The organism is Halorubrum aquaticum (genome assembly GCF_900113615.1).
Taxonomy (GTDB): Archaea; Halobacteriota; Halobacteria; order Halobacteriales; family Haloferacaceae; genus Halorubrum; species Halorubrum aquaticum.
Map to the genome: position 1 here is coordinate 16802 of NZ_FOPZ01000020.1, position 14730 is coordinate 31531.

The following is a 14730-nucleotide window of genomic DNA, read 5'->3' on the forward strand; positions in this document are numbered from 1 at the left end:
GCCCGATGACTCCCGGCGGGAGGCGCCGACGGGTCCGCGTTCAGAGCTCCATCGACCGTTCGATCCGCGTCGTGAACCGCTCGGGATCGAGCCGGTAGAACGCGAAGCTCACCTCGCTCGTGGGCTCGCCGAAGACGTCGACGATCGGGATCCTACCGGTCCGCTCGAGCCCCTCGATGGTCTCCTCGGCCACGGACTCGTCCGTCGTCGACACCAGCCGGCCGCTCGCCGCGACGCTCCGCCACCGTCCCTCGTGTTCCCCGTAGGTCACGAACGTCGCCTCGCGACCGTCGAGTTCGCCCTTCGTCCGGCCCGGGCCGACGGAGAGCCGGAAGTAGAGGACGGACTCGACCGGGTCGTATCCGTAGGAGATCGGGACGCTGTGGGGCGGTTCGCCCTCGGCGGTCGCGAGCGAGATGACGCCGGTCCCCGATCGTCCGAGGAACTCGTCGCGCTGGCCGTCGTCCATGCGGACCGCGTCGATGTCGCCCATACCTCGATCGATGGCGTGCGTTACCATATACTCTGCCACGCGGTTCCGCCGACCGCAATCTATATTGTCCATAATACACAATATCAATCCATGAGCGAGACCGAGCGAAACGGCGTCGATTCGGGAGGAGCCCGGCAGGAGGGATCCGAACTGAGCGAACGCGAGCGGATCCGCGAGCGAAAACGCGAGAAGTTGCGTGAGCGCCTCGAAGGCGCGTCGAACGACGGATCCGACGCCGACGGTGGTGGCGGGTCCGATGCCGACGGCGGAGCCGACGCCGGAACGCCGGCCGAGCCGGTCGAGGTCGAGACTCCCGAGGAGTTCCGGCGGCTCGTCGACGCACACGACGTCGTGCTCGTGGACTGTTATGCCGACTGGTGTGGGCCGTGTCAGATGATGGAGCCGACCGTCGAGTCGCTTGCGGCCGAGACGGACGCGGTCGTCGCGACGGTCGACGTCGACGGATTGCCCGGGCTGGCCCAGCAGCTCGGCGCTCGAGGCGTGCCGACGTTCCTCGTGTACGCGAACGGCGAGCCGGTCGACCGGTTCGTCGGCGCGCAGGACCGCACCACGCTCGAAACGGCGATCGCGAGCGACGCGGCCTGACCGTTCGCGGTCCCCCGCTAGCCGCTCACGACGCCCCGCCCAACGGCTCGTAGTCCTCCGATTATCCCTTCTGGGATCTCGCCGCGATCGTTTATGTACGGCCGCGGCCGGAGCCGATCCATGACCGCTTCCGGCGAGTACGGACGAGGGGACTTCGGGCAGGGCGGACTGAACGACCGGTTGGACGTCGAGGAACTGGTCGAGGAGATCGGCCTCGACGACGAGGAGATCGCGTGGCGAAAGGAGTTCGTCGGCTTCGACGAGGAGGACGTGCGTCGCCTCGAGCGGTACGAGGAGGCGTTCGCGGCCAACGCCGACCGGGTCGCCGCGGACTTCTACGACAACCTCACCGACCACCAACAGACCGTCGACGTCATCGGTCGCTCCGAGAAGGGGATCGACCAGCTCAAACGGACCCAGTCGGCGTACCTCGTGACGCTGGCCGGCGGCGAGTACGGCTCGGACTACTTCACGGACCGCGCCCGGATCGGTAAGATCCACGACCTGCTGGAGATGCCGATGAAACACTACCTCGGCCAGTACGGGGTCTACTACGACCTGATCCTGCCCCTCGTCGGCGACCGGCTCGTCGAGTCGATCACGGAACGGCTGACCGGCGCGGCCACGGACGGCGGGCCGGCGGTCGCCGAGGGCGGACCGGGCGACTCGACCTCGATCCCGACGGGCGACGCCGGGACCGACCGCGACGCCGTGGGGGAGGACGACCTCGAGAACGCCGTTCGGGCGGAGGTCGACGACGCCATCGAGGACGTCCTCTCCGTCCTGCGGATCGTCAACCTCGACATGCAGGTCGTCACGGACACGTACATCCACTCGTACAGCCGGGAGATCGAGGCGGAGGCACGACGCAACGAGCGGCTGATGACGGAGGTCCGCGAGGGGCTTCGTGACCCCGTTCGCGACCTCCGGACGTCCGCCGCCGACGTCGCCGAGAGCGCGGCGACCATCCGCGACGACTCCGGGCGGCAGTCCGATCGGATCCGCGAGATCGCCGCCGAGGTGGGGAACCTCTCCGCGACCGTCGAGGAGGTCGCCTCGACGGCCGACCAGGTCGAGGGCGCGAGCGACCGCGCGGAGACCCTCGCGGAGAACGGTCGCGACGCCGCGGACGACGCCGCGGAGGTCATGGACGACATCGGGGCGGCGGTCGACGGGGCCGCGGCCGACGTGGCGACGCTCGAGGAGCGCGTCGGCGAGATCGACGAGTTCGTCGACGCGATAGACGGGATCGCGGAGCAGACGAACCTGCTCGCGCTCAACGCCTCCATCGAGGCCGCGCGCGCCGGCGAGGCCGGGGCAGGGTTCGGCGTCGTCGCCGACGAGATCAAATCGCTCGCCGAGGAGTCCAAGCGTCACGCCGGCGACATCGAGGAGATGGTCTCGGGGATCCGAACGGACACGGAGGAGACCGTCGAGAGCCTGACGGAGGCGAACGAGCGGGTCTCCCGCGGGGTCGAGCGCGTCGAGGACGCGATGCGGAACCTCACCGACATCGCCGAGGCGGTCTCGGAGGCCGCGGCGGGGATACGCGAGGTGTCCGACGTCACCGACGACCAGGCGGCGGCCGCGGAGGAGATCGCGGCCACGGTCGACGAGGTCGCCGAGCGGTCGGCTCGCGTCACCGACGAGATCGGTGACCTGGCGGCCGCCAACGAGCGACAGGCGGAGATGGTCGAGGAGGTCGAGTCCGCCGTGACTCGGCTCTCGGCCGAACGGCCCGCGGCGGACGCCGACCCGACGGACCCGGTCTGAGAACGCGTCTCCGACGCGCCTCCGGCCTCACTCGACGTGATCGAACGCGACGGCGAGGTCGTCGGCCCCGAAGAAGACGAACCGGTACCGTCCGGGCCGGAGGTCCGGACATACCCGGAGGTCGTCGTTCGGATGTTCGGCCACGAGTCCCGCCTCGTCCATCGTGAACGACCACTCGACCGTCTCCCCGGGTCGCGTCGAGAGCAGCTCGTCGGTGTACTCGAAGCGACCGTCCTCGGTCCCGCGCACGTCCGTCCACCCCTCATCGGTCTCGACCTCGAGGGTGTACTTCGAGTGGTTCCCGACGCCGATCGGCCGAGCCGAGACGTTCGTCATCTCGACCCGGAACGCGTCGCCCCGCTCGAACCGGAGTGCGCCGTCCGGGTCGTCCGCGCCGTCCGGATCGTTCGAGTCGTCCGTGTCGCCCGTGTCGCCCGAGCCGTCGGAGCCGCCGCCGTCGTGTTCGGGGTTCACGACGCGGAGCTCGAGGCCCGACTCGCCGTCGACGCCGCCGCCCGATCCCCAGTTCACCGACCCGTCGTGGACGATCGGGTGTCGCTCGAACCGCTCGTCCGGACACGCCAGCGCGGACGGGACGTTCGGGGGATCGCCGGCGGGCCGCACGAAGCCGTCGAGCGCCGACGGGTCGCGGACCCCGTCCGCTCCGGTCAGCTCGGCACGGTTCCCCCAGCCGTCGGTTATCCCGACCCGGATCAACTCCGGAAGGGGATCGGCCGTGACACGGAGGAACGCGCCGGAGTACGTGATCGCTTGCCCGCACGCCACGTCCTCGCCGTCGGCGTCGACCACGGTCGCCTCCGCGGTCAGCGTCCCGCCGTCGTCGACGGCGACCTCCGCGAACTCGACGACGCGATCGCACGTGTTCCGGCCGACGGACTCGACGTAGGCGAGGACCGACCCGTCGAAGTCGGTCTCCTCCGCGAAGCCGACCGTCTCCGGGCGGGCCTCCCCGAGGAGCCACTCCACGTCGGCGCGGTCGTCGAACAGCGTACAGAATCCCGGCCGCTCCGCCCGCCGCCACGCCGGCCCGGAGAGCGCGCCCGCGACCCGGTGGACCGTCGTCTCGATCTCCCCGTCGCCAGCGTCCGAATCGCCGTCGTCATCGCCTCCCGAACCGGCGTCGTCATCGCCTCCCGAACCGGCGTCGTCGTCGCCACCGACCGGCCCACCGCCCGCACAGCCCGCCATCGAGACGGCTCCGCCGGTGCCGCCGACCGCCGCGACGGCGCGGAGCGTCGACCGTCGTGTGATTCGGTTCATGTCCGGCCGTACGTCGGTCCCGGATAAGGGCTTCGTGGAGGCACAAACGGCTCTCTGTGCTATCTCGTCGTCACCCGTCTAGGGTCGTCCGAACACCCCATCCAGTTCCGTCCGGTCGACCCCGGCGGCCAGCCCGAGCGCCAGCCCGACGCGGGCCTTCGCGGCCGGGAGGTCGTCGGCGAAGACGATGCCGTGGTCCGCGAGCGTGACCGCGCCGCCCGGCGTGCCGTACACCGGTTCGGTCGGACCCGCCGGCCGTCCGGCGACGACGACGGGCACCTCCCCGACCGCGTCCGCGACGGCGTCGCCGATCGCGGCCGTGGCGTTCCCGAGGCCGGTGCCCTCGATCACGATCCCGCCCACGTCGGCCGCGAGGGCGCGCTCGATCCCCGCCGCGGTGGCTCCCGTCCCCGAGTGGATCACGGGGACCTCGGGAACGCGGTCGGCCGCCGCGACCGGATCCGACGGGTCGATCGGCCCCTCCGGCCCGCAGAGCGGGTCGATCGCGACGTGCCGGCGCGGCTCCCGGACGAGGTCGGACGCCGCGCGGGTGAACGTCGCGACCGGCGCGGTCGCCGGCGAGGTCATCGTCGAGAGCGCGTTGCTGTGGCCCTTCACGGCGTCGCGGCCGGCGTGGAGCTCGTCGTCGAACGCGACGTGGACCCCGTCCGCGAACCGGTCGTCGGCCGCCGCGCGGACCGCGAGCGTCAGGTTCGCCGGCACGTCGCTCGAGGGCTCGTCGAGGCGACGCTGTGCGCCCGTCACCACGACCGGCGCGGGCAGGTCCGTGAGCACGTCGAGCGCGTACGCGGTGTCGGTCAGCGTGTCGGTCCCGTGCGTGACGACGACCCCGTCCGCGCCCTCCTCGACCGCCTCCCGGGCCGCGGCCGCGGTCGCGAACACGTCGCGCCAGCGCACGTCGAACCCCGGCTGTGCGCACACCTCGCGGGCCGACACCGTCGCGTACGCCTCGACGCCCGGAACCGCCTCCACGAGGTCCGACCCCGTCTTGGCCGGCGCGGCACCGTCGTCGCCCGGCTCCGACGCGATCGTCCCGCCGCAGGCGACCACGCACACGCGGGGTCGCTCCCCGTCTCCGTGCTCTCCGCTCCCCTCGGTCTCCTCGACCCCGTCGTTTCCCATGCCCGACGGTGGCCCCGGGAGGGGTAAATCGCTTCGCCCCTCGGCAGTCGACCGCCGGTTCGGTCCGGGTCGTCGGCCGCCGGTTCGGGTCGCCGGCCTCCGATTCGTTCCGGGGGTCCGTCGTTTTCCGGTCTCGAGGCCCCCGATCGCCTCCGATCGGCCGACTTTCGGAATCGCAGCCAGCATCCATGAAAGAATCTCCTAAGGGCCTATTAAACTTTTTAGACTGTTTTGAGAAGGTTTTGAAACGTCGCGAAACACGGTACAAGGTGTGAATTACGCCGAACCCTCGGCGGGCTATATGTGGGTACCACCCCTTGCCCAAGTCGTCAGATGTCCACTCGCGTCCCCCTCAACCGACTCGCCTTCGACCTCCCGCTCGCGGGGCGGATGGTTCACGTCGTCCGCGCCGCCGCGTTCTGGGCGGCGATAGTCCTCCCGATCGGCTACCCGTTCCTGCTGTCCGCGGGGCTCGACGGGACGAACGGCCTGTACTTCGTCGGGCTGCTGGCCGCGAACGCGGTCGCGCTCGCGGTCGGTCACGACTACGACCCCGGCTCGCCCGACGGTCACGACGCGGCGGACCGCCACGGCGTGGCGGACCGCCCCGACCACTCGCGCGCTCGCGACCCGTCGAACGCCCGAAGGCGGGGCGACGACGCCTGACATCGACCCTCCGGAACCGTTGCCCTCCGCTCTCCTCCCTCCGCTTCCGCTCTCCTCCCTCCGCTTCCGCTCTCCTCCCTCCGCTTCCGCTCTCCTCCTTCCGCCTCCCGTCCGTCGGACTCCCCACCGGCGTCTCGAAGCGCTTACCCACGCGCCGATCCGAGCGTGAGCATGACCGACGCGACGCGGGTCGAGTGGCGCGAATGGGGTCGCGAGGCGTTCGCCGAGGCCGACGAGCGGGACCGGCCGGTCCTCCTCTCGCTTTCGGCCACCTGGTGTGAGGGATGTCACGAGATGGACGCGACCACCTACGCCGAGCCGCGGGTCGCCGCCAACGTGGACGAGTGGTTCGTCCCGATCCGGGTCGACGTCGACCGCCGCCCCCGAGTACGCGAGCGATACAACATGGGCGGGTTCCCGACGACCGCCTTCCTCACGCCCGACGGCGAGCTGCTCACCGGCGCGGGCTACCTCGGCGTCGACGGGATGCGACAGGTGCTCGAGTCCGTCCACCGGATGTGGGACGAGGAGGGCCGCGAGGCGGGCCGGATCCCCCGCGCGCTGAACGGCGACCGGCCGCCGGCCGGCGAGCTCTCCGAGGCGATCGAGAGCCATCTCGCCGGACAGCTCGAGAACAAGTACGACGAGGAGTACGCCGGTTGGGGAACCGACGCGAAGTTCCCGCTCCCCCGCACCGTCGAGTTCGCGCTGAAACGCGACCGCGACCGCGCCCTGCGCACGCTCGACGCCGTCCGCGACCACCTCGCCGACGAGGTCGACGGCGGCTTCTTCCGGTTCGCCGGCACGCGGGACTGGAGCGACGTGGCCTACGAGAAGCCGGCGGACACGAACGCGGCGGTGACGCGGGCGTTCGCCAACGCCTACCTCTACACCGGCGAGGAGGCGTACCGCGAGCCCGCCGCGGCGGCCGTCGAGTTCCTCACCGACGACCTCTGGACCGGCTACGGCGTCGGCGGGAGCCTCGGGCCGGGGCTGGGTCGGGCCTACTACGCCGCGCCTGCCGAGGAGCGGGCGGAGCTCGACTCGCCCCGACGCGACCTCACCGTCCTCGCCGGCGCGAACGCGCTCGCGGCCGACGCGCTCCTGGCGTTCGCGGCGTACACCGACGACGGCCGCGCCCGCGAGTACGCCGAGCGCGTCCTCGACGGCCTCGAACGCGACCTGATCGATCCCGACTCCGGCGTCGTGACCCACTACCGGTCGACGGACGACGACGGGACCGGCGATATCGCCCCGAGCGACCTCCTCGAGGACGTCTCGCGGGTCGTGAGCGCGTACGTCCGTGCCGCGGGCGTGCTCGGCGAGGGGACCGACGTCGCCCGCGCGGTCGCCGATCGCGCGATCGAGGAGCTCCACGTCGACGGCTCGTTCGTCGACGGGCCGCGTTCGGGTGCCGGGCTGCTCGACCGCCCCTTCAGGCCGCTCGACGGCAACGTGGAACTGGCGTCCGCGCTCGTCGATCTCGCGGCGCTCACCGGCGAGGACCGCTACCGGGCGGTCGCCCGCGAGACCGCCGAGTCGTTCGCGGGCGCGACCGACCGACTCGGGGTACAGGTCGCCGGCTACGGCAGCCTCGTGGGACGACTGCTCCGCGGAACGACCGTCATCGTCGTCGGCACCGAGCCCGGAAGCGACCTCCACCGGGCGGCCTGGCGGGTCGCCGACCACGAGAAGGTCGTCGTCCCGAACGCCCACCGCGAGGACGCGCCCGCGCCGCGGACCGTTCCCGAGGGTTCGGCCGTCGTGCTCGCCGGCGACGCCGTCTCCGAGCCCGCGACAACGCCGGACGAGTTGATGACTCGCGTCGCCGAGACGGTCGACTGACGCCGACCGACGCCTGCCGTCGAACGGCGATCTCCGGGAACGGCTAATCCGGTGACGACTTCCGACGACGAACGGGCCGCCCTCGCCGGACGGTCGGGAACGTCTCCCGCCCGAAACGCTCGTAAACGTCCGACGCGTTTATATCGATACCGCGACACCGTGGGGTATGGCATCCCTCCGTGACCTCGGTCTGTCGGAGTACGAGGCCCGCGCGTACCGTGCCCTGTTGCGGACCGGACCGACGACGGCGAAGGACCTCTCACGGGCCAGCGAGGTCCCGATGGGCCGGATCTACGACGTACTCAACAGCCTCGAGAGCCACGACCTCGTCCGGAGTCAGGCGGCCAGCCGCCCGAAGAAGTACGTCGGGGTCGAGCCGGACGCCGCCCTCGATCGGTTGCTCGAGGAGAAGCAGCGCGAACTCGAGGCGAAGGCCGAACAGTACGCGTCGGTCGTCGAGGAGCTCTCGACCGAGCTCGACGCGACCGACCCCGTCGACGGGGAGTTCTGGACGGCCGCCGTCGGCGCGGAGGACGCCACGGACCTCCTGTTGGAGCGGATCGCGGCCGCGGAGCGCCGGATGGTCGTCGTCGCGGGCGCGCCCGCGACCGGGTTCGACCTCGGCACCGTCGGCGATCGGGTGACCGCCGAGTTGGAGGCGGCGCTCGACCGCGGCGTCGAGGTCCGGGTGTTGTTGTCGCCGGAGACGGTCGACGCGCTCCCGCGCAGCGTCGGCCGCCGGTACACCGCCGAACTCGCGGACAACGAGGGGTTCTCGGTCCGGACGACGCCGGGCGTCGACGGGACGTTCAACGTCTTCGACGGGCTTGAGGTGTGTATCGAGGTGCCGCACCCGCTCTCGGGCGAGGAGCCCTTCGCGATGATCGACATCAAGGACGCCGAGTTCGCCGCCAGCGTGAGCGAGGAGTTCGAGCCGCGGTGGGCGGAGGCGGAGTCGCTCTCGATCGGTTGACCTCCTGAGCCGGTCTCAGCGGTCGGGTACGTCCGGATCGACGAGCGGGGAGTCGGCGTTGACACACCCGGGACGGCCGCACACGCCGGCGTCCTCGCCCGCGCGCTCGACGCCCGGCGAGAGCGACTCGATCCGCCAGTCGACGGCGTGACCGGTGTCGGCCTCGTGGTCCGCGAGGTCCTCTCGAGCCGTCCGGAGCCGCTCGTGTGTCGCCTCGAACCGACAGTCCGCACAGCGGACGACGACGCGCGTTCGGTCCATACCGGAACGAGGAGCGAGACCGGCAAAACCGCTCCGATCGCGGGGTCGACGCGGCTCCGAGCCGACCCGTCGGGTCGTCTCCGTCACCCCGTCTCGTCGGGTTCGGGATCGGTCCGCCAGCCGCCGGTGAGTATCACGGCCCAGACCGCCGCGCCGGCGAGAACGAACACGGCGGCCAGGTACGGGACGATCGGGAGGCTGAGCCCGAGGGCGTCGAGCACGGTCCGGAGCTCGTAGACGATGACGCCGACGATCGCGAGCCCGACGAGCAGCCCGCCGCGGGTGACGTCGAGGCTCACGCGATCACCCCCCATGTGGCGGCGTCGAGGACGCGCGCGCCCAGGAGCGCGAGCGCGTCGACGAGCGACCACGCCGCCGGGACGGCGACCTCGGCGACCGCGCCGACCGCGGCGTCGATCCACACCGGATACGTCCCGACGCCGGGACCGAGCAGTCCCCCGTCGCCGATGATCGCCGCGAGCGGGAGCGCGTACGCGAGCACGACGAGGGTGACGGCGATCCCCGCCCAGATCCGGAGGTCGTCGAGCACCTCGGGGGCGTCGTCGGGACCGGACAGCGCGGGGCGAAGCGTCTCCGCGATCCCGGAGACGCGCGGGTTCCCCATCGTGAGCACGAGGTTCCCGATGAACAGGACGGTCGAGAGGAACAACAGCGTCCCGCCGATCGCGATCTGGACGTTCAGCTCCTCGAAACCGCCGAACGCGACCGGGTAGTCGAAGCCGGAGTACTCCGGCTCGGCGGTCCGCCGGGGGACGCCGAGGAGTCCTTGGGCGTGCATCGCGTTCGACATGAGCGCCATTCCGATGAACCAGAGGACGACCTGGAACAGCCCGATCTGTCGGCTGTAGACCGGCTTGTTGGTGATCTGCGGCCAGAGCCAGTAGGTCGCCGCCATGAACGTGAGCGCGACCGCGGTCCCCACGGTGAGATGGAAGTGGCCGGGAACCCAGATCGTGTTGTGGATCATGTAGTTGATGTTCATCCCGGCGTTGACCATCCCGGAGAACCCGCCGGCCGCGAACATCAGCCCCGCCAGCATCATCCCGGTGAACGCGGGGTCACGCCAGGGGAGCGACCGGAGCCAGCCGAAGATCCCGGTTCCGCCCCGCTGTCGGGCCCCGTACTCGACGCTCGCGACGACGGTGAACGCCGTGAGCAGGCTCGGCAACAGCAGGAACATCGTGTTCGTCATCGAGATGAACTTGAAGCCCTCGGCGATGCCAGGGTCGAGGTACTGGTGGTGGATGCCGACCGGCGTCGACAACAGCAGGAACAACACGAAGACGACCCGCGCGAGGGGGTCGCTGAACAGCCGCCCGCCGGCGATCGACGGGAGCACCGTGTACCACAGCAGGTACGCGGGCATCAACCAGAAGTACACCACCGGGTGGCCGAAGAACCAGAACAGCGTCCGGGTGAGCGTCGGGTTCACCGACTCGATCAGCCCGAGCGACCAGGGGAGGAGGAAGATCAGCACCGACGCGGCGACCGCCGAGGAGGCGATGTACCACATGATCATCGTGGTCAACACCATGAACGTCTGGAGCGGGATCCGCTCTCCCGGGTTCTCCTCGCGCCACGCGAGCCAGGTGCGGAACCAGTCCGCGCCGGCCAGCCAGCTCCCGACGATGAACACGGCGAGTCCAGTGTAAAAGAGCGGGTGCGCCTGAAGCGGCGCGTAGAAGGTGAAGAGCACGTCCGCGCTCATGTCGATCGAGTCGACGAAGCCGGCGAGAACGGAGATCCCGGTCATCGTCATCCCGCCGGCCATGAGCGCGTACCACGTCCAGGTGATCCTGATGTCCACGAGGGGTCGGTCGAGGCTACGGACGACCGCCCACGTGAACAGCCCCACGAGGAAGAACGTCGTGAAACTGAGCGCTAAGAACACGCCGTGAGCGGTGAGGGAGGTGTAGTAGTCCGTCGAGGAGATGAGTCCGCGGAAGATCCCCGTCCGATGGAGCGTCTGGATGATCCCGAAGACCGCCCCCAACGTGAGCGCGAGGAAGGCCCCGAGAAGCGACGATCGAACGACCTTCGCCTCCGCCGGGAACTCGTCGTAGAACGTCTTTTCGGCCTCGAGCGCGTCGCTCATGCGCTCTCACCTCCCTCGTTCGTCTCCTCGAACTCCTCCTCGGGGACGACGTGGAGTTTGCCCTCCATGACGTGGTGGCCGGCCCCGCAGTACTCGTTACAGAGGATCCCGTACTCCTGGGGCTCGCCCACCTCGACGGTGAGCTCCGAGACCTCGCCGGGCACGACCATCGTGTTCGCGTTCGTCCCGACCACCTCGAAGCCGTGGATCACGTCTCGGGAGGTGACCTGGAACGTCACCGTGCTGTTCTCCGGAACCACGATCGGGTCGGGTTGGAACCCGAACTGGAACGCGACGACGTACGCCTCGTAGTGGTTCTCGCCGACCCGCTCGACGCGTGGCTCGGCGAAGCGGTCGTCCTCGTCGAGGGCGTTCGCGTTGATCTGGTCCTCGCTGTCGGCGACCATCGCGACCCCGGGACCGACCGCCCCGTAGGTGACGGACCCGAGAAGCAACAGGATCAGGAGGATGGCGAACACGAGCCAGATCTTCTCGTAGGCGTGAACGTGCATCCGTGATCACCCCACCACGACCAGGTCACGGCCGAGGAACTCGACGTAGTAGATGAACACCCATGCGATCACGAGGATCACGAAGTACACCGCGATGAGCGCGAGCGTGCCGACGGGATCGAACTCCTCCTCGCCCCCCGCGTCGTCCGCCGGCGCGCCTGCCGTCTCGGTTCGGCTCATGGGTGCGATTACGGGTAGCCAAACATATAATATCCACCCGTTCCCGGGGTATGAAAATCCGCTTGGACTATATGGTGACGGCCGCACACGTGTCCGTATGGACTTCTCGCTCCAGCACGCCGTGTTCCTGGTGCTCGGTGGGCTGCTCCCGGCCGCGGCCTACATCGCCTCGCGCGCGGAGTACGTCGTCGCCGTCACGTTCGTCAACGTGGTGCTCATCTGGGCGAGCCTCCGGGTCGCCACCGGCGGGGGCCTCCGGCCCGGCGGCGACGACGACAGGCTCGAGCCGAGCGACATCGAGGAGGCGTAAGCGGCCACACCGCGCGGGCGGTCGCGCGAAGCGCGCGGACGAAGCCAGACACCCATGCCGAACTGTACCCTCTGTGACCTGCCGACCGGATCCGACCCCCACACCGATCCGGCCGTCGAGGGCGAGTACTGTTGTCGTGGGTGTCTCGAGGTGGCGCGCTCGCTCGAGGACGTGGACGACGCCGAGGACCTCGATGAGCGGGCTCCGGACGCGGAGCCGCCGGACTCCTTCGACGGCGAGACGGCCTTTCTCCACGTCGACGGCATGCACTGTGCGACCTGCGAGTCGTTCCTCGAGTTGACCGCCGCCGAGCGCGAGGGCGTCGCCGCCGCCGAGGCGAGCTACGCCACCGACACGATCCGCGTCGAGTACGACCCCGACCGTGTGACCGCCGACGACCTGCCCGAAGCGCTCTCGGTCGCCGGCTACACCGCGAGCGACCGTGCCGACCCCGAACCCGAGGGCGACGACGTCGACGTGGTCCGCTTCCTGATCGGCGGCGGGTTCTTCGGGATGATGGCGATGCTGTGGTACGTCCTCTTCTTGTATCCGACCTACTTCGGCTACGAGCCGCTCCTCGATCTGGGCGGCGTGAGCGGGCTCTACCTGTTCACGCAGATCTGGCTTTTCACCTCCATCGTGTTGTTCTACACCGGCTACCCGATCCTCCGCGGGGCGTACGTGAGCCTGCGAGCGGGCCGACCCAACATGGACCTGTTGGTGTCGCTGGCGGCGGTCAGCTCCTACGCCTACAGCACGCTCGCGATGCTGCTCGGCCGGACCGACCTCTACTTCGACGTGACGATCGCCGTGATCCTCGTCGTCACCGCGGGTAACCAGTACGAGGCGCGGATCAAATCGCGCGCGACGGGGATGCTCTCGGAGCTGACGACCGCGGCCGAGCGCGAGGCGCGCCGGGAGTCGGGCGAGACCGTGCCGACGGCGGCGGTCGAGCCGGGCGACCGGCTGCTCGTGCGTCCCGGTGAGCGCGTCCCGTTCGACGGGAGCGTCGCCGAGGGGACCGCCGCCGTCGACGAGGCGCTCGTGACCGGCGAGTCGCTCCCGGCGACGAAACGCCCCGGCGACGCGGTCCGTGGGGGGACCGTGGTCACGGACTCCCCGCTCGTCGTGGAGGTGGGCGAGGACGCGACGAGCACGCTCGACACCCTCGTGCGCCTGCTGTGGGACATCCAGAGCTCGCGCTCGGGGATCCAGCGGCTCGTCGACCGGCTGGCGACCGTGTTCGTCCCGCTCGTGGTCGCGGTCGCGGTCGTCGCCGGCGTCGGAACGTTGGCGTTCGGCGGCTCCCCGACGGACGCGGCGCTCGTCGCGCTCACCGTGCTCATCGTCTCGTGTCCGTGCGCGCTCGGGCTCGCGACCCCGCTCGCGATCGCGGCGGGGGTCCGCGACGCCGCCCGCCGGGGGATCGTGATCGTTTCCGACGCCGTCTTCGAGGCCGGCGCCGAGGTCGACGCGGTCGTGCTCGACAAGACCGGCACGCTCACCGACGGCGAGATGCGGCTGCTCGGGACGGTTCTCGACGATGGTCCGGAATCGGCCGAGGCCGACGCCGATCCGAACTCCGATCCCGTCACCGACGCCGACCGACTCCTCCGGCGGGCGGCCGCGCTCGAACGCGCCTCCGCGCACCCGGTGGCCGAGGCGATCGTCGACGCGGCCGCGACGGAGCGAGGTGAGGCGGGTCCGCCCGCCTCCGCGGCCGTCGCCGACGGCGGCACCGAACCCGCGGGCGGGGCGGGCCACGCGGGTGGGACTGAGCCCGATCCACCCGGCGAGTCGAGCGAACTCGCCGGTCCCGTCGCCGTCGACGCCGCCGACGTTACCGTTACCGACCGCGGCGTCGAGGGGCGGATCGACGGCGACCGCGTCGTCGTCGGACACCGGTCCCTCTTCGAGGACCGTTCGTGGGAACTCTCCGACCGGCTCCGCGAGGCGGGCGAGCGCGCGACGGCGGACGGGAACGTTCCCGTCCTCGTCGGGTGGGACGGGCGCGTTCGGGGCGTTCTCGTCGTCGGCGACGGGGTCCGCGAGGGGTGGGAGGCGGTCGTAACCGACCTCGCCGACCGCGGGAAACGCGTCGTCGTGCTCACCGGCGACTCGGCCGACGCGTCGCGCCGCTTCGCAGAGCACCCGGCGATCGACGAGGTGTTCTCGGAGGTCCCGCCGGAGGCGAAAGCCGAGACGATCCGTCGGATCGGCGCCGGAGAGCGAGTCGCGATGGTCGGCGACGGCAGCAACGACGCGCCGGCGCTCGCGGCCGCCGACCTCGGCGTCTCCGTCGCGAGCGGCACCGACCTCGCGGCCGACGCCGCCGACGCCGTCCTCCTGGAGGACCGGCTCGCCGCGATCCCGGAGCTGTTCGACGTCACCCGCGGGACGAACCGACGGATCAGGGAGAACCTCGGCTGGGCGTTCGCCTACAACGCGATCGCGATCCCGCTCGCCGTCTCCGGGGCGCTCAACCCGCTTCTGGCCGCGCTCGCGATGGGGACGAGCAGCCTGCTCGTCGTGAGCAACTCCGCTCGTTCGGTCGTCGCCGACGAGTGATCC

Annotated in this window: 15 protein-coding genes; 7 read left to right on the forward strand and 8 right to left on the reverse strand. The window is 70.7% G+C overall.

Annotated features, from left to right (window positions below; translation table 11 throughout):
* Positions 1–40: 40 nt before the first annotated feature.
* The gene (locus F3H10_RS13635; protein WP_149785309.1) at positions 41–493 is read right to left on the reverse strand and encodes a pyridoxamine 5'-phosphate oxidase family protein; all 453 of its coding nucleotides are present in this window, start codon (positions 491–493) and stop codon (positions 41–43) included.
* A 90-nt stretch (positions 494–583) separates the two neighbouring features.
* On the opposite strand from F3H10_RS13635, the gene F3H10_RS13640 reads away from it, so the two are divergent.
* Together F3H10_RS13640 and F3H10_RS13645 are read left to right on the forward strand one after the other, a co-directional pair.
* On the forward strand, positions 584–1099 hold the full coding sequence (locus F3H10_RS13640) for a thioredoxin family protein (protein ID WP_149785310.1): 516 nt from the start codon (positions 584–586) through the stop codon (positions 1097–1099).
* 120 nt (positions 1100–1219) lie between these two features.
* Positions 1220–2872 (forward strand): globin-coupled sensor protein, encoded by a 1653-nt coding sequence (locus tag F3H10_RS13645; RefSeq protein ID WP_188127945.1) that lies wholly within the window; start codon positions 1220–1222, stop codon positions 2870–2872.
* Positions 2873–2899: 27 nt separating this feature from the next.
* On the opposite strand, the gene F3H10_RS13650 is transcribed toward F3H10_RS13645, so the two are convergent.
* Together F3H10_RS13650 and F3H10_RS13655 are read right to left on the reverse strand one after the other, a co-directional pair.
* Positions 2900–4153, reverse strand: coding sequence for a hypothetical protein (locus F3H10_RS13650; protein WP_149785311.1), 1254 nt, complete (start codon positions 4151–4153; stop codon positions 2900–2902).
* A 78-nt stretch (positions 4154–4231) separates the two neighbouring features.
* The gene (locus tag F3H10_RS13655; RefSeq protein WP_149785312.1) at positions 4232–5296 is read right to left on the reverse strand and encodes an asparaginase; all 1065 of its coding nucleotides are present in this window, start codon (positions 5294–5296) and stop codon (positions 4232–4234) included.
* A 333-nt stretch (positions 5297–5629) separates the two neighbouring features.
* On the opposite strand from F3H10_RS13655, the gene F3H10_RS16390 reads away from it, so the two are divergent.
* From F3H10_RS16390 to F3H10_RS13670, 3 genes are all read left to right on the forward strand, one after another.
* Complete coding sequence (locus F3H10_RS16390) at positions 5630–5962, forward strand: hypothetical protein (protein ID WP_223174324.1); 333 nt, start codon at positions 5630–5632, stop codon at positions 5960–5962.
* A gap of 171 nt (positions 5963–6133) precedes the next feature.
* Positions 6134–7807: a DUF255 domain-containing protein gene (locus F3H10_RS13665; RefSeq protein WP_149785313.1), complete on the forward strand. Its 1674-nt coding sequence runs from the start codon at positions 6134–6136 to the stop codon at positions 7805–7807.
* A gap of 166 nt (positions 7808–7973) precedes the next feature.
* The gene (locus tag F3H10_RS13670; RefSeq protein ID WP_149785314.1) at positions 7974–8780 is read left to right on the forward strand and encodes a TrmB family transcriptional regulator; all 807 of its coding nucleotides are present in this window, start codon (positions 7974–7976) and stop codon (positions 8778–8780) included.
* A gap of 15 nt (positions 8781–8795) precedes the next feature.
* Here F3H10_RS13670 and F3H10_RS13675 read toward each other — a convergent pair whose 3' ends face one another.
* The 5 genes from F3H10_RS13675 to F3H10_RS16140 form a co-directional block, all read right to left on the reverse strand.
* Positions 8796–9041 (reverse strand): DUF7542 family protein, encoded by a 246-nt coding sequence (locus F3H10_RS13675; RefSeq protein WP_149785315.1) that lies wholly within the window; start codon positions 9039–9041, stop codon positions 8796–8798.
* An 83-nt stretch (positions 9042–9124) separates the two neighbouring features.
* On the reverse strand, positions 9125–9340 hold the full coding sequence (locus tag F3H10_RS13680) for a CbaC protein (protein WP_149785316.1): 216 nt from the start codon (positions 9338–9340) through the stop codon (positions 9125–9127).
* Complete coding sequence (locus F3H10_RS13685) at positions 9337–11157, reverse strand: b(o/a)3-type cytochrome-c oxidase subunit 1 (protein WP_149785317.1); 1821 nt, start codon at positions 11155–11157, stop codon at positions 9337–9339. The genes F3H10_RS13680 and F3H10_RS13685 overlap by 4 nt, the downstream gene beginning before the upstream one ends.
* On the reverse strand, positions 11154–11669 hold the full coding sequence (locus F3H10_RS13690) for a cytochrome c oxidase subunit II (protein WP_149785318.1): 516 nt from the start codon (positions 11667–11669) through the stop codon (positions 11154–11156). Before F3H10_RS13690 ends, F3H10_RS13685 begins: the two co-directional genes overlap by 4 nt.
* A gap of 6 nt (positions 11670–11675) precedes the next feature.
* The gene (locus tag F3H10_RS16140; RefSeq protein ID WP_188127946.1) at positions 11676–11849 is read right to left on the reverse strand and encodes a hypothetical protein; all 174 of its coding nucleotides are present in this window, start codon (positions 11847–11849) and stop codon (positions 11676–11678) included.
* Positions 11850–11946: 97 nt separating this feature from the next.
* Between F3H10_RS16140 and F3H10_RS13695 the strand changes: the two genes are divergently transcribed.
* Together F3H10_RS13695 and F3H10_RS13700 are read left to right on the forward strand one after the other, a co-directional pair.
* Entirely contained in the window at positions 11947–12159 is a 213-nt protein-coding gene (locus tag F3H10_RS13695) for a hypothetical protein (RefSeq protein WP_149785319.1), read from the forward strand.
* Between the two features lie 54 nt (positions 12160–12213).
* The gene (locus F3H10_RS13700; protein WP_149785320.1) at positions 12214–14727 is read left to right on the forward strand and encodes a heavy metal translocating P-type ATPase; all 2514 of its coding nucleotides are present in this window, start codon (positions 12214–12216) and stop codon (positions 14725–14727) included.
* Positions 14728–14730 lie beyond the last annotated feature (3 nt).

Bases quoted from the DNA above. Each gene is read 5' to 3' on its own strand.
- F3H10_RS13665 (WP_149785313.1), top strand. From the start codon at position 6,134: ATGACCGACGCGACGCGGGTCGAGTGGCGCGAATGGGGTCGCGAGGCG.
- F3H10_RS13640 (WP_149785310.1), top strand. From the start codon at position 584: ATGAGCGAGACCGAGCGAAACGGCGTCGATTCGGGAGGAGCCCGGCAG.
- F3H10_RS13645 (WP_188127945.1), top strand. From the start codon at position 1,220: ATGACCGCTTCCGGCGAGTACGGACGAGGGGACTTCGGGCAGGGCGGA.
- F3H10_RS13675 (WP_149785315.1), bottom strand. From the start codon at position 9,041: ATGGACCGAACGCGCGTCGTCGTCCGCTGTGCGGACTGTCGGTTCGAG.
- F3H10_RS13655 (WP_149785312.1), bottom strand. From the start codon at position 5,296: ATGGGAAACGACGGGGTCGAGGAGACCGAGGGGAGCGGAGAGCACGGA.
- F3H10_RS13690 (WP_149785318.1), bottom strand. From the start codon at position 11,669: ATGCACGTTCACGCCTACGAGAAGATCTGGCTCGTGTTCGCCATCCTC.
- F3H10_RS16390 (WP_223174324.1), top strand. From the start codon at position 5,630: ATGTCCACTCGCGTCCCCCTCAACCGACTCGCCTTCGACCTCCCGCTC.
- F3H10_RS13685 (WP_149785317.1), bottom strand. From the start codon at position 11,157: ATGAGCGACGCGCTCGAGGCCGAAAAGACGTTCTACGACGAGTTCCCG.
- F3H10_RS13650 (WP_149785311.1), bottom strand. From the start codon at position 4,153: ATGAACCGAATCACACGACGGTCGACGCTCCGCGCCGTCGCGGCGGTC.
- F3H10_RS13700 (WP_149785320.1), top strand. From the start codon at position 12,214: ATGCCGAACTGTACCCTCTGTGACCTGCCGACCGGATCCGACCCCCAC.
- F3H10_RS13695 (WP_149785319.1), top strand. From the start codon at position 11,947: ATGGACTTCTCGCTCCAGCACGCCGTGTTCCTGGTGCTCGGTGGGCTG.
- F3H10_RS13635 (WP_149785309.1), bottom strand. From the start codon at position 493: ATGGGCGACATCGACGCGGTCCGCATGGACGACGGCCAGCGCGACGAG.
- F3H10_RS13670 (WP_149785314.1), top strand. From the start codon at position 7,974: ATGGCATCCCTCCGTGACCTCGGTCTGTCGGAGTACGAGGCCCGCGCG.
- F3H10_RS16140 (WP_188127946.1), bottom strand. From the start codon at position 11,849: ATGAGCCGAACCGAGACGGCAGGCGCGCCGGCGGACGACGCGGGGGGC.